The sequence below is a fragment of the Stenotrophomonas sp. LMG 10879 genome, from assembly GCF_002750935.1.
In the GTDB taxonomy this organism is placed as follows: domain Bacteria; phylum Pseudomonadota; class Gammaproteobacteria; order Xanthomonadales; family Xanthomonadaceae; genus Stenotrophomonas; species Stenotrophomonas lactitubi_B.
This window is the reverse complement of record NZ_PEJT01000001.1, coordinates 361,915-376,476: the sequence shown is the minus strand read 5'-3', so window position 1 is coordinate 376,476 and position 14,562 is coordinate 361,915. Positions and strand designations below refer to the sequence as shown.

The 14,562-nt window shown below is 66.7% G+C and carries 7 protein-coding genes; 4 read left to right on the top strand and 3 right to left on the bottom strand.

Translation table 11 applies throughout. The features are described 5' to 3' along the window. The first annotated feature begins 1 nt into the window (after nucleotide 1). The 4 genes from CR919_RS01540 (at nucleotide 2) to CR919_RS01525 (ending at nucleotide 4,892) form a co-directional block, all read left to right on the top strand. Complete coding sequence (locus tag CR919_RS01540; RefSeq protein WP_099818508.1) at nucleotides 2–1,945, top strand: MacB family efflux pump subunit; 1,944 nt, start codon at nucleotides 2–4, stop codon at nucleotides 1,943–1,945. 153 nt (nucleotides 1,946–2,098) lie between these two features. Beyond that, entirely contained in the window at nucleotides 2,099–3,232 is a 1,134-nt protein-coding gene (locus tag CR919_RS01535) for a serine hydrolase domain-containing protein (protein WP_243379809.1), read from the top strand. Nucleotides 3,233–3,303: 71 nt separating this feature from the next. Next, nucleotides 3,304–3,885, top strand: coding sequence for a hypothetical protein (locus CR919_RS01530; RefSeq protein ID WP_099818506.1), 582 nt, complete (start codon nucleotides 3,304–3,306; stop codon nucleotides 3,883–3,885). A 137-nt stretch (nucleotides 3,886–4,022) separates the two neighbouring features. Next, the gene (locus CR919_RS01525) at nucleotides 4,023–4,892 is read left to right on the top strand and encodes a trypsin-like serine protease (protein WP_099818505.1); all 870 of its coding nucleotides are present in this window, start codon (nucleotides 4,023–4,025) and stop codon (nucleotides 4,890–4,892) included. 64 nt (nucleotides 4,893–4,956) lie between these two features. Here the strand turns inward: CR919_RS01525 and CR919_RS01520 are convergent, their stop codons facing one another. Genes CR919_RS01520 through CR919_RS01510 form a run of 3 tightly spaced genes read right to left on the bottom strand, consistent with a single transcriptional unit; the run spans nucleotide 4,957 to nucleotide 14,461 of the window. Beyond that, a complete protein-coding gene (locus CR919_RS01520; protein ID WP_099818504.1) occupies nucleotides 4,957–5,442 on the bottom strand; it encodes a hypothetical protein in 486 nt (161 codons plus the stop codon). A 50-nt stretch (nucleotides 5,443–5,492) separates the two neighbouring features. Next, complete coding sequence (locus CR919_RS01515) at nucleotides 5,493–5,729, bottom strand: hypothetical protein (RefSeq protein WP_133119578.1); 237 nt, start codon at nucleotides 5,727–5,729, stop codon at nucleotides 5,493–5,495. Nucleotides 5,730–5,749: 20 nt separating this feature from the next. Beyond that, entirely contained in the window at nucleotides 5,750–14,461 is an 8,712-nt protein-coding gene (locus CR919_RS01510) for a glycoside hydrolase family 94 protein (RefSeq protein WP_099818502.1), read from the bottom strand. Nucleotides 14,462–14,562 lie beyond the last annotated feature (101 nt).

Below are 14,562 nucleotides of genomic sequence, written 5' to 3'. Positions count from 1 at the left end.
CATGACCCACGCGCTGCTTCAATTGCACGGCGTATCGCGCGCCTACAGCACTGCCGCCGGTGACGTGGTGGTGCTGAAGGAGGTATCGCTGCGCATCGATGCCGGCGAGTTCATCGCCATCATCGGCCCATCAGGCTCGGGCAAGTCAACGCTGATGAACATCCTCGGCTGCCTCGACCGCCCCAGCCAAGGCAGTTACCGCGTAGACGGTGCGGCCACCGAACAGATGCCTCCGGACGAGCTGGCACGCCTGCGCCGCGAACACTTCGGTTTCATCTTCCAGCGCTACAACCTGATGGAGAATCTGAGCGCCACCGAGAACGTAGCGCTGCCAGCGATCTACGCAGGCATGGATATCAAGGCGCGCACTGCGCGAGCACGCGTGCTGCTGGGAGCGCTGGGGCTGGGTGAACGTACCGGCAACCGACCGAGCCAGCTGTCCGGCGGCCAGCAGCAGCGCGTGTCCATCGCCCGCGCGTTGATGAACGGCGGTGCCATCGTGCTGGCCGACGAACCCACCGGAGCGCTGGACCATGCCAGTGGCCAACAGGTGATGGCCGAGTTGAAGCGCCTGCATGCGCAGGGCCACACGGTCATCCTGGTGACCCACGACACATCGGTTGCCGCCCACGCGGCGCGGGTGATCGAGATCGCCGACGGGCGCGTCGTGGCCGATAGCGGTGCGGGCGGTCGCGCGGCCGCGTGCGCCAGATCCGCGTCCGAGACCGAACAGTTGTCGCGTGCCGGGCGGCGTGCTCGACTGGATGGCGTACACGAGGTTGCGCACATGGCAGTGCGCTCGATGCTGGCCCATCGCCTGCGCACGTTGCTGACCATGCTCGGCATCATCATTGGCGTGGCCGCCGTGATCACCGTAGTGGCATTGGGCAAAGGCGCACAGGCGCAGGTGGAATCACAGATCAACGAGCTCGGTGCCAGTACACTGGAGATCTTCCCGGGCGCCGACTTCGGTGACCCGCGTTCGGCAGAAATCGAAACGCTGGTGGTCGCCGATGCCGACCATCTGGCCGCACTCAGCTACGTGGACAGTGTCAGCCCGTCCTTGAGCGGTTCGGTGGCCGCGCTGCAGGGCAGCCGGCGTGCCAACACGCAGGTGATGGGCGTTGGCGCAGATATGCCGCGCGTACGCGGCCTGCGCCTGAAGGCCGGGCGCTTCTTCACCGAGTACGAAGTGGAGGCGTATCGTGCGGTCGGCGTGGTCGATCAGAAAGCGGCCACGGCGCTGTTCGACGGCGACCCGATCGGCAGTACCGTACTGCTGGGCGGTATGCCGGTGGAGGTCATCGGCGTGGTCGGCGCCAGCGCCTTTGCCGGTGGAGCAACACCGACGGTCTATGTGCCGCATACTTCCGCCGCCTCACGTTTGTTGGGCAGCCAGCGTCTGGAGAGCATTACCGTGCGTGTGCGCGACAACGTGTCGACCAAGGCAGCCGAAGCCTTGCTGGGCGCCGAACTGCAGCGCCGGCATGGCCGCCGCGATTTCTTCATCTACAACGCCGACCAGATCCGCAAAGCGGTGATGAAGTCCAGCCAGACCATGGCGGCACTGGTGTCCGCCATTGCCGCGGTGGCGCTGGTGGTGGGTGGGGTGGGGGTAATGAACATCATGCTGGTATCGGTGAAAGAGCGCGTACGCGAGATCGGCGTGCGCCTGGCCGTGGGCGCGCGGCAAGGCGACATCCTGCGCCAGTTCCTGATCGAAGCGGTGCTGATCTGTCTCTTCGGCGGCGTACTTGGCGTGCTGCTGGCCTTCATTGCGGGTGCGCTGACCAGCCTGTTGTCGCTGGGCGTACCGTTCCTGTTTACCGCCGCGCCGGTACTGGTTGCACTGGCGTGTTCGTCGGCCATCGGCCTGGCCTTTGGTTACTTCCCCGCGCGCAGTGCCGCGCAGCTGGACCCGATCCAGGCGCTGGCGGCGGAGTAGGGTGCGAGCCTGCCCAGCCGTGAGAACCGGCACAGGCGTGGGCCTTGGCCATCGGCTATCTTAAGGCCCCATTCCGCACCTCCCTTCAAGCGGCGACGCATGCACGTGACTTCGATGAGTGTCCGAAACAGGCGATGGCTCAGCTGCCTCCTGGTGTCCGCCGCGCTGTTGGCTGCAGGCTGCGCCAGCGAAAAGGTTCCAGCGAAGGATCTAGGGACGGAGATCGATGACGTTGCCGCAACGCTGATCCAGCAGCCGTTGCTTCATTCAACCTCGATCGGCGTCGTGTACCGGGGCAAGGAATTCATCCGTCATCGCGGCGACATGGAAACCGGCAAGCCAGGCCTGCCGACCGATGCGACGCTCTACGAGATCGGTTCGTTGAGCAAGACCCTGGCGGGCACCCTGATGGCCAATGCCATCCTGGAACACAAGGTGAGTCTGGACGACGATGTTCGGCAGTACCTGCAGGGGGACTACCCGAACCTGCAGTACAAGGGTGAGCCCATCCGCATCCGCCATCTGTTGTCGCACACCAGCGGCCTGCCGAACATGTTGCCGGAGCGTGCGAACACGGTGCTGGCGGACTTCACCGATCATCGTACGCCAGGCGAACTCAACGCCATCTACGCGCACTACGGCAAGGCTGACTTCTTCAAGGACCTGCACACCGTCGAGATCGGCCGGGCGCCCGGCAAGGATTACGCATACTCCAGTGCCGGGACGGAGCTGACGGCGCATATCCTCGAAACCGTCTACAAGCGCGACTACGCGTCGCTGCTGCGCGGATTTCTCAGTGATTCCGCCGCAATGACCGACGTCAGGATCCAGCTGGGCGACGCCGAAGCGCTCCGGCTTGCAGCCGGCTATCACAGTGACAACCCGGTGCCGACCACGCCGATGCCGCAGCTGCCATGGGGCGCCTCCGGAAACATGAAGGCGACCGTCCCGGGAATGGTGAAGTACCTCAGGTTCCAGCTGGCCAATGGGCCCGTGGTAAAGGAATCGCATCGCCCCTTGGTCCAGTTCGATTCCGGGTTCAGCATCGGCTACTTCTGGAACATCGTCGCCGGCGATCGCCTGAAGGGCGTCTACTACGCCCATCATGGTGGCGTACCGCGTTCGCAGTGCTACATCTACATCGTGCCCAAGTATGATCTTGGCATCTTCGTCATCACCAACCAGAGCGGCGACCAGACGGCGCGCGCCATGGAGACGGCGATCGATACGCTGGTCGAGAAGATTGCCGCGCGGGAAACTCTTGCTGGTGATGGGATTTCCCGTTAGCGCCCCCGCGATTTCCGTCTGTCGGTGTAGTGCCGAACGGTCTTGGCACCCCCAGGCAGGAGTATTTCGTTTTGATCATCCGTACGTTGAATGTGGTCCTGCTGCTCGCAGGCCTGGGGCTTGCCATGGCGCCCGCCGCGCCAGCGGCAGAATCGATCCGCAAGACCGCTCCCAGACAGGAAGACATTGATCGAGCGCTGGCGCTCGTGTCCTGCAAGGCCGATCGCACGGCATTCCGGACCTTGGCCTATCAGTTGCGTGACATCGCAACCAGCGGAAAGCCGTCGGCTGGCTGGCAGCAGATCGCCGGCAAGGCTGGGGGCTACAGCAACGCACTGGGCGATATGCCCGGTGTTGTCGCGGAAATGCAGCTTGCCGCCCCGGTTCTCGTCTTCGGCCATCCATCCACGCGGTTGATACTGTCGCGTAGTTCCGTGGTGGCCGTCTTCGATGAAGCCCTTGCTGCGGACCTCAGCAAGGCCCTGTCCCTCGACACGTCGGGGGCGCAGGGTGTCCCCGCGGGAATGCGCTTGGTGCGGTCAGCGCCGGAGGCCCACGGCGACGGCATCGAAGTGATGGCACTGGTGGCCCAGCGCATCGAGGCCGACCCAGTGCCGATCGCCGTAGCCGGTTGCCTGTACTTCACACGGTGAGGACCGGAGTGCTATCGGAGCCGCGCTTCAGTCGTGGTTTCCATCCTTTCATCAGTCCCCACCGGGTCTGGTCGCACATCCATCGCCGGTGTTGATGCGTTCGGCTAGGCTTGCGCAGATGACCACAAGGATGAACGATGAACCGCTGGCTCTTTCTGCTATTTGCCGCACTCCCGCTCGCCGCCGGGGCGGTCGTCATCCGTGATGATGTTGACGATGCCAGGTATCGGATCGAAGGATCCGCGTTTCCAGCACTGGCGGACATGCCCGGCGAGGGCCATGGCGTGCTCATCGATCCACGCTGGGTGGTGACCGCAGCGCATGCCGCGCCGATGGAGGGGATGGGTGCAACGATCACCATCAATGGGAGCGCATACGGCGTCGAGCGCGTGTTCCTGCACCCCGGCTACAGGAGCATGCCCGAGGCCTTGGGCAGGGAAGCCCTGGCGACGGGAAATCCCTCCGGAATCCACGCTTTCCTGGCTGCGTCCGACGACATCGCACTGATCAGGCTTGCGACGCCGGTGGATGGTGTGAGGCCGGTAGCGCTCTATCGCGGCGCGGCGGAGGTCACTCAGGTGGTTGCATTGATAGGGAAGGGCGCCACCGGCAATGGCGCGGCGGGTCAGTTGCCGGGTGGCCCCCACCGCACATCCCTTCGGCGTGCCTACAACGCAGTTACCGGCGGCAACGAGCGCTATATCTGGTACCGGTTCGATCCGCCTCCGCACGGACTACCCCTTGAGGGTGTGCTTGGCAGTGGCGACAGCGGTGGCCCGCTTGTGGTCAACGCCCATGGAACCTGGCAACTGGTGGGGCTTGGGTCCTGGATCACGGCCGTTCCCGAGCATGCCCTTGAAGCGGGCTTTTACGGCCAGATGGTCCACAACGTTCGCGTGTCCCGCTACGTCGACTGGATCGAGGCCGTCATGCGGCAGGATGATGATCGCCTGGCGCCCGGCAAAACAGGGCGCGCTAATGGCCCACTTGGAAATGGACGCCCCTGACAAGATCGATGGCGAAATCCCGCGCAAGCTGTTCTGAAGCGGGACGGGCGCATATGTGCCGCGCTCAGCGCACCACGCATGTCGCTGAGTTGGAGCGCGAGGCGGGGACATGCCAGATCTGTTCACCTTCCTCGTCATCGCCGACATAAAGCGCGATGCGTCCGTCCTCCTCGCGGCGAAGAGTGGGACTGAATGGGACGGTGTCGATTTCGCCGCCTTTGCCGATGAAGCGCATCTCACCGCCGCAGACAAAATTCGAACCGGGCTCCTCTGCCAGCGCGCCACAGTTCAGTGGCGAGGATTCGGCGCGGACCAACGGCTTCACCCGAGGCTGGATGCGCCCCTGGTCGGCCAGCTCGCAGAAATGGTCGGCGATGGTGTTGCGCATCTCGGCTTGCGAGGGCATCCACGCGGGGCAGCGGGATGCATCGCCTTCGCAGCTGCTTGCCGGCGCGGTGGAAGCAGGCCGCGGGGGCGGTGCCGCGATCGCCATGGAGAGCGGCAGCTGGGACGCCGCGATGGCAAGCAACAGGCGCGCGGAGACGAGCATGCATATCCCTGGTCGGTTGAGCCCGGCATCGTAACGCAGGGAGCCAGCCCTCACTCCTCTGGCGTCCTCGGCGGCAGCCTGTCGTCACGCTGGTGCCAGGCCGGCAGCTCCAGCGCGTGGCGTTTGAGCATGGCCTGGATGCCTGCATGCGCCTGGTCCCTTTCCGAGTGCTCGCATTGGTCCAGAATTTCTGCAGCCAGCGTTTCAAACTGCGGCCAGAACTGCGCCGGATGCCGCACCTGCGCCAACCAGTGCACCAGCATCTCGGCCAGCGCATCAAGCTGCACCTGTATTTCGGGGCGGACGTTCATCCCGGGGGCGCACCCAGATCAAGTGCAACACGGTAGTGATGCCCGTCATCCCGAAGCAGGACGGTAAGGTCCGGCTGCAGCATGCCATCCACATGCAGCGTTGGCTGGCCCTGCGCAGTGCGGGTCACCACGAATTCGTAGAAGCTGCGACCGAAGCGGTAGCTCAGTTCGAATGATGGCCAGTGATCGGGCAGGCAAGGCGCAAGCGACAGGCGATCACCTTCCCGACGTATGCCGAGCAGGGATTCCACCAGCAGGCGATACATCCAGCCGGCCGAGCCGGTGTACCACGTCCAGCCGCCGCGGCCGACATGCGGAGACACGGCGTATACATCCGCTGCCAACACATACGGTTCGACGCGGTAGGTCTGCACCGCTTCCGGGTGCAGCGCGTGATTGAGCGGGTTGATCATGCCGGCCAACTCCCAGGCACGCACCGCGTCTCCCTGCTGTGCGAATGCCATCGCCGCCCACACGGCCGCGTGCGTGTACTGGCCGCCATTCTCGCGCACGCCTGGTACGTATCCACGAATGTAGCCGGGGTCTTCCGTGGTCTGGTCGAACGGCGGATCGAGCAGCTGGATCAGCTGGGCGTCCTTCCGCACCAGATGCGTGTACAGCGAATCCAGCGCCTGCGTGGCACGCTCAGGTGCGGCAACGCCTGACAGCACCGACCAGCTCTGGGAGATCGAGTCGATGCGACATTCCTGGTTCTGTGACGAACCCAACGGGGTGCCGTTGTCGAACCAGGCGCGGCGATACCATTCCCCGTCCCAGGCATGCAGTTCCAGGTTCTGGCGCAGGCTGTCGGCCTGCTGTTGGCACCATTGCGCACGGGAGGTGTCGCCACGCGCGTTGGCCACCCCGATGAAGCGGTGCAGCGTGTCATGCAGGAAGAAACCGAGCCACACACTTTCACCGCGCTGCTGGTCGCCGACGCGGTTCATGCCGTCGTTCCAATCACCACTGCCCATCAACGGCAGGCCGCGCTCACCGAGCAGCCGGCAACCGCGCTCGAGCGCGAGGACGCAATGTGCATACAAGCTGTCGCGCTGCGTCGAAGGGGTAGGCGTGTCGTAGTACCCTTCCTCTTCCGCGGTCACTGCGCGCCCCTCGATGAAGCCGACCGTTTCGTCCAGCACGCTGGCATCGCCGGTGACCTCCAGGTAGCGGCAGGCGCCCTGTGGCAGCCACAGATAATCGTCGGAGCAGCGGGTGCGCACCCCGCGACCTTGCGGCGGGTGCCACCAGTGCATCACATCGCCGTCGGTGAACTGGTGTGCGGCGCACAGCAGCAGGTGTTCGCGGGTCAGCTCCGGGCGAGCGTGCACGAGGGCGAGCGCGTCCTGCAGCTGGTCGCGGAAGCCGAACGCTCCGCCTGACTGATAGTAGCCACTGCGCGCCAGGTAGCGGCAGCCCAGGGTCTGGTAGACCAGCCAGCCATTGGCCAGTGCGTCCAACGCCGGGTCCGGCGTACGCACCTGCACCGTGGCCAGCACATTGCGCCAATGGATGCGCACCGCGTCCAGCGCGTCGATGGCCTCCTGGGCGCCCTGGCGGCTTCGTGCCAGTGCCAGCGTTTCCTCGCGGTCGCGCCCCGCGCCGAGGCGGAACGTGGTTTCACTGCGGTCGCCCGGCGCCAGCTCCAGGGGCACCTGGATCGCCGCACAGGGATCCAGGCCCGCACCCATCCGTCCATCCAGCCGTTCGCGCCGCAGCGCCGCCGGTGCCTGCAGGCTGCCGTTGCGGCCGATGAACTCCAGGCGATCACAGGTCCAGCCGCAGCCGTCGGCATCGGTGTCGAAGAAGGCCATCCGGCCGCCGAAGTCGGTGCTGTAGGTATTGCGCGCCAACAGCGCGCCGGTCTGCGGGTCGCGCTCGGTGACCACGTGCATGCGCGACTTCGCGCGCAGGTCACCCATCACCCACTCGACGTAGCCGATGGCCGACAGCCGCCGTGTCCTGCCCGACAGGTTGTGCAGGCGCAGGACCGAGAACTTCAGCGGCGCGGCGACGTCGACGAAGACCCACAGCTCACTGGCGATGCCGTCCTCGACATGCTCGTACACCGTGTAGCCGAATCCGTGACGCGTACGGTAGGCCCCGGTGCCCCTGCGCGGCAGCGGCATCGGCGACCAGACACGACCGGTGTCCTCGTCGCGCAGGTAGAACGCCTCGCCGCCCGTGTCCGAGACCGGGTCATTGAGCCAGGGCGTCAAGCGGAACTCGTGCGCATTCTCGAACCAGGTGTAGCCCGGCGCACTTTCGCTGACGACCGTTCCCAGGCGGGCGTTCGCGATCACGTTGGCCCAGGGCGCCGGCGTCGGCGCGTCTTCGCGCACCACCACGACATACTCGCGGCCGTCCTCACTGAAACAGCCGGTGCCGTTGTCGAACTGGCCGGCGCCGCGGTAGGGAAGGAACGGCCACGGGTCATCCATCTCCTCGTCGTGCCCGGCGCCCGGGGGCAAGCCTGCGTCGAGGCCCGCGTCTGCGACGATGGACAGCCCCGGCGTCGCCTCCGACGACAGTGCCAGTTCCTGCTGCACTGCCTGCGGCACCAGAGGCGGGATCCGTCGCGGAGGCGGCGGTTGGCGGCCGACCTGTGCGGCGAGGGTGCCGTCCTCGTCGCTGATCACCGCCCGTGCCACCGCCTGCAACAGGACGCGATCCTCGTGGGTCATGTTCTGCACCGGCCGCACGAAAATGCCGCCGGGGCGATCAAGCAGGCCCGTCTCCGAACTGGCGGCCACCATCCCCAGGATCTGGTCCTGCAGTTCCTGCCGATAGCCGGCCTTGCTGTCGTTCCAGATGACCAGGTCGGTGTTGAGTCCCTTCTGCCGCCAGTAGGCGTGTGCCTGCACCAGCTGCCTGACCAGTTCCACGTTGTCCGCATCGGTGACCTTGAGCAGCACGATGGGCAGGTCACCCGAGATGGCATGGCTCCACAACCCGGATTGTCCGCGCTGGTTCTGCAGGAGGACCCCGGCGCCCGCGCGCAGCAGTGGACCGACATACAGCACGTGGGCGGCCAGACGCTCGTACAGCGCCGCCTCGGCCTGGCTGGCGTTGATCTGCCGGCGCACCACCTGGCTGTGCGTCCACGCCAGGTCAAAGACGCGGTCGGCCAAGCGGCGGTCACGGTATTTGTCCACCAGCACCTCGCAACCGGGGCGGTCGGCGCCGACGCCATACACCATGTCCAGCTGCACGGTCTGCTCGGGCTCAAGCACCACGCGGACGCGGATCGCCACGATCGGGTCGAGCACCGAACCGTCCGTGCCGGAAAGCTCGGTATCGGTGGTCAATGCCTGTGGCGTCCGCGGCGTGTTGCCACGGCCCAGGAAGCGCGCACGGTCGGTTTCGTAGGAGATCGCCACCACCTCCGCGTCATGCACGGCGACCAGATGGAACATCCACGGCGGAACCTCGTCGTGCGAACGCGGCCGGCGCGTGCACAGCACGGCCTGCTTGGCGGCCAGAATCTCGCTCTGCACGAACAGGTTGCTGAAGGCCGGGTGCGCATCGTCGGCCGCCGCAGGTGCCAGCACCACTTCGGCATAGGTGGTGATCTCCACCGTACGCGGGCGACGGCTGCGGTTGGTCAGGCGCAGGCGCCTGAGCTCGATGTCGTCCTCGGCGGAGATGGCGACCTGCAGATGGCTCTCGCAGCCGCGGCGGGTACCACGGAACTCTGCCTTGGCGTCAGAGAAGATCGCCTCGTAATTGTCCACCGCCACGCAGGTGGGCTGGTACGCGGCAGACCAGAACTCGCCGCTGTCCACATCACGCAGATAGCAGAACGACCCCCAGGCATCGGTGGTGCCGTCCTCGCGCCAGCGGGTCAGCGACAGATCGCCGTGGCGGCTGTAGCCGCCGCCGGCATGGGTCAGCATGCCGTGGTAGCGTCCGTTGGACAGCAGCTGCACCTCCGGGCGCGGGCCGCCCGGGTCCCGCAGCACGCGCAGCGCCGTCTCGTCCTCGGCCGTGGCCGAGTGCTCGCCCAGCGCTTCCACCTCATGCGGGTGGAAGACGCCGATGCGCGGAATGCGCTCCTGCAGCAACAGCAAGGTGGCCTGGAACTCGACATCGGCAAGGAAGCGGCGCTGCATCGGCTGGTCGCGCAACAGGTAATCCAGCGACAGCAGGCCCATGCCCTGGTGGTGGGCCATGAACGAACGCAACAGCACGTGATCCTGCCCCGGCGGCAGCCGGGCAGGGGTGTAGTCGATCGCCTCGTACATGCCAAAGCGCCCGGCAAACCCCAATCCCTCCAGTACCTGCAGGTTCTGGCAGGCCGCTTCCGGCGCCACCATCAGCGCCATCATGCTGGCATAGGGCGCGATGACCCGATCCTGGCCCAGGCCGCGCTTCAGCCCCAACCCCGGTACGCCGAACGCCCGGTACTGGTAGTTCAGGCGGGCATCGACGGCGTTGTAGCCGGACTCTGACACCCCCCACGGCAGGTTCAGGGTCCGCCCGTAGACGATCTGCGCCTCGACCGCATGCCGTGTGGTCTGGTCCAGCAGCGTATCCGGATAGCTGGGCATCACCAGCTGCGGCATGAGGTACTCGAACATCGAGCCACTCCATGACAGCAGCGTCGGCGTGCCGTTGACCTCGGTGAGCATCCGGCCGAGCGCAAACCAGCTCTCCTGCGCCAGCTGGCCCTGGGCGATGGCGACGAAGGCGCACAGCCGTGCTTCGGAGGCCAGCAGGTCGTAGAAGCTGTTGTCGAGGCGATGGTCGTCGACGTTGTAGCCGATCGAAAGCAGGTTGCGGGTGCGGTAGAACAGGAACCCGTATTCCATCAGCGAGAACTGCCCGGCGCGGTGCGCAAGGGCCTGCAACTGCTGGATGCGCGCACGGGCATCCGCACCGGCGGTGCCGCGCCGCGCAGCCAGCTGGCGCAGGCTGGGCACCGGTGCTTCGTCGTCCGCATTGGCATCGGCAGGGAGACTGGCAAGCGACGCGTGGGCGGCATGGCATTCGGCGGCGAACAGGGTCGGCCAGTGCAGCTCGCCTTCCTCGGGCAATGGCGGCGCGGGCCACTGCGCCAGCACGACGTCGGCCAGGCTGACCAGTTCCTGCAGGCGGGCGAGTATCTCCGCCGTTCCGACAGGGCGGTCGACACGCGTTGAGGCCAGACGCTGGCGCAGATGGTTGAGCGCCTCAACCAGTGCTGCATCGTCGCGGCGATGGCGCTGCCGTTCCTCTTCCAGCACGCCGAGCGTATCGGCCAGGCCATCGAAGGTGTGCGGCGCCAGCACCGGCGCATCCACCAGCGCGAGCAGGCCCTGGCGCAGCGTCAGCAGATGCCCGGCAAGATTGCCGCTGTCCACGGTGGAAACGTAGCGCGGCGGCAGCGGCGCCAGGGTTTCGGTGTCGTACCAGTTCAGGAAGTGGCCGCGATGGCGCGGCAGCTGGTCCAGCGTGTCGAAGGTGAGGGCCGTACGTTCAGCGACCGCGCCCAGCTGCAGATAGCCGAAATCCCACGCCGACAGATTGGCCAGCAGGGACAGGCCGATGTTGGTTGGCGAGGTGCGGCGTGCCACCACCAGCGACGGATGCTCCTGGATGTTGTCCGGTGGCAACCAATGATCCTGCTCGCGCACCCAGGCCTGGAAGAAGGACCAGGTGCGCCGCGCCAGCCGGCCCAGGAACGCCCGCTGTGTTACGGAAAGTTCCGCCACGCTCGCGGCCGGCGGCCGGCCCAGCCACGCCATCAACGCGGGGGCAAAGGCCCAGGCCAACAGCAAGGGCAGCGCGAACGGCAGCGCCTGCGGGCGCACGCTGGCCACCACAACCACCAAGGCAATCGCCAGCAGTGAGGCCGGCGCCATCACCCGCCATTCCGCGCCGCGGTCGCTGCCGAGACGGCGCTCGACTTCGCTTGAAGGGTTCCATTGCAGCAGGTGGCGGCGTGTGACGGCCATGCGCCAGAGCGTGCGCAGCACCGCGTCGCTTGCCAGCAATGCCTCGAAGGGCAGGCACGCGACCTGGGTGGACGCGCGCAGCAACGATTGCAGCGTACCTCGCCCGACCTTGATGTAGTGCGCTTCCAGCGGCGTGTCGTCCGGAACGCTCAGGGCATCGCGCAGCATGCCTATCAGCGGCGGCGCGTACCACAGTGCCAGCACCCATGCCGTCCATGCAGCAGGGTTTCCGGCATACAGCCAGCCCACCACCAGCAAGACCAGGGCAGCAATCGGCACCAGGCTGCGGCGCAGGTTGTCCAGCAACTTGCCGCGCGACAGCAGACTGAGCCGGTTGCGTTCCCATCCCTGGCCCGGGCGCGGCGTCCACGGCATCAACCACGGCAACAGCTGCCAGTCACCGCGGATCCAGCGTGCACGGCGCTTGGTGTCGGCGGCGTAGCGCTCGGGGTAGTCCTCGTACAGGCGCACATCGCTGACCAGGCCCGCGCGTGCATAGCAGCCTTCCAGCAGGTCGTGGCTGAGGATGCGGTTCTCGGGCAGGCGACCCTCGAGCGCGTGCTCGAAGGCGTCGACGTCATAGATGCCCTTGCCCACGAACGAGCCTTCGTCGAACAGGTCCTGGTAGACGTCCGAGACCATGCGCGTATACGGATCGATACCGGGCTCGCTGCCGAACATCCGGGCAAAACGCGAGGTGCGGCGCCGACCGAGGCTGGTGCCGACGCTGGGCTGCAGGATGCCGTAGCCCTCCACCACGCGTTGCAGCGTCGGATCGAAGCGCGGGCGGTTGAGCGGGTGCGCCAGGGTGGCGACGAACGCGCGTGCCGCATCCCGCGGAAGTTGTGTGTCCGAATCCAGCGTGATGACGTAGCGGACGCCGATCAGCGCAGCCGCGTCACCCACGATGCGCATGAACGCGGCCGCATCGCCCAGACGGAGCAGGGCATTGAGTGCCGCCAGCTTGCCGCGCTTTCGCTCGTGTCCCATCCACACGCCTTCACCCGGGTTCCATTGCCTGGGGCGGTGCAGCAGGTAGAAACGATCGCCGCGCTCGGGCGCGTAGCGCCTGTTCAATTCCTCGATCCGTGCCGTGGCGTGCGCAAGCAGGGTGTCGTCCGTCGCCGCCGTGGCCTCCGCCGCGTCGAGAAAGTCCGTCAGCAGCACGAAGCGCAGCTGAGGATCGCGGTTGGCCAGGAACCGCACCTCCAGCGCTTCGACCAGCACGTCGATTCCGTCGATGCTGGACAGCATCGAGGGGACCGCGACCACGGTGGCGCAGGCGGCCGGGATGCCTTCGCTGAAATCCAGCTTGGGCAGCGGCCTGGGGGCGACCAGCACCGTTGCGGTCCAGTTCACCAGCACGATGCCCAGCTCACTGAACACCAGCAGTGCGAGCAGCGCGGCCAGCCAGAGCGGTACCGAACCACTGCCGGTTGCCAGCAGGCCCGCGGTGGCCAGCACCGCCAGCAGGGCGATCGGCAGCAGGTACAGCGCAAGCGGCACGCGATGTGCCAGTCGCCGTGCCTTGCGGTGGCGCGGTGCTGCCTCGGCCACTGCTTCCACGGTGGCGTTCAGGCCCTCGCCAACCAGCCAGTAGCCCACGTGCGTACGTGGCCCATCCGGCGGTGTTGCCGTCCGTGCCAGGTCCAGCGCGATGGTGGCAACGCGCTCCTCTGCCATGCGGCTGCCGCGGGCGATCTTCTCCACCACATGGCGGTAGGCGTCGCGGGTGGCAAAATCCATCTGCGCATAGACGGCCATCGGGTCTTCGCGCAGCCGCTGCTCCACCACACTCATCTCTTCGACAAACGTGCGCCAATCCATGGTGGAGAGAAAGCGCAGGCTGCCGATGCTGTTGCCGATCGACACCTGGTCGGCCGCCTGCTGCTGCCCCTCGGCGGCGACCAGCTCGTCGACGCGCTGCCCGGCCGCTGCAGCCCACTGTTCCAGCCACGCGACGGGCATGGCCCAGGCACCGCCGCGCCCATGCAGCGAGCGCGTCAGCTCGGCGATGAACGCGCCGGTCAACGGAGGCGTGGATCGTGCCATGTCCGCAACCACCAGGACCACATCGGTCGGGGTCTCGGAAGCGGCTTGATTGAGGCTGTCCGCCCATTGCGAAGCGAGGCGACGGTCGGTTCCATCGCGCATCACCCGCGCCGCCATGCGCCGCAGGTTCTCCAGCAGCGCCAGGCGCAGCATGATCGGAACGGCCCACAGCTCGCCCAGGCTCAGCGGCGCGAGCGATTGGTACGATGCGATGAAACGGCCCAGCGTGTCCGCGTCAATGCGACCGTCACCGTGCGCGATGGCCTGCATCGACAGCTCATACACCCGCGGCAACCCGGCCGAGGGGCCCGAGACAAGCGACGGCAGCTGCCGGCTGTAGCCGCGCGGCAGGTGGCGCCGCGCGGTCTGGATCTGTTCCTCAACCAGGTAGTAGTTGTCGAGCAGCCATTCCCCCGCCGGGGTTACCGGCCGCTGTTCGCGTACCACGCTGCTGAGCAGCGAATTGGCGTCTTCCAGCACCCGCTCGTTGGCCTGCAGGCGTTCGAGCAGGCGCTCCGGGCCGGGTCGCATCCGCACGCGGTGCTGGCGCGCCAGCGCGCGGCCGTACACCTCCATCTGTTCAACGCTGTACAGCGCGGCACGCAGTGGGCCCTCGGTGGCCTCGATGGCCGGGACCGAGGCCTGGTGTTCACGCCAGCGCCAACGCACACGACGACGCAGGCGCAGCCAGCGGCCAAATAGACGACGAAGGTGGGGCATGGGCTACCAAGGGGGAGGGTGCGTCCTGCATGGTTGCATTGCAGGTGCCGTGGTAGCTGTGAAGGCCGGGTTTCCGGTCCTTGATGGCGGAGTCGAGCCCC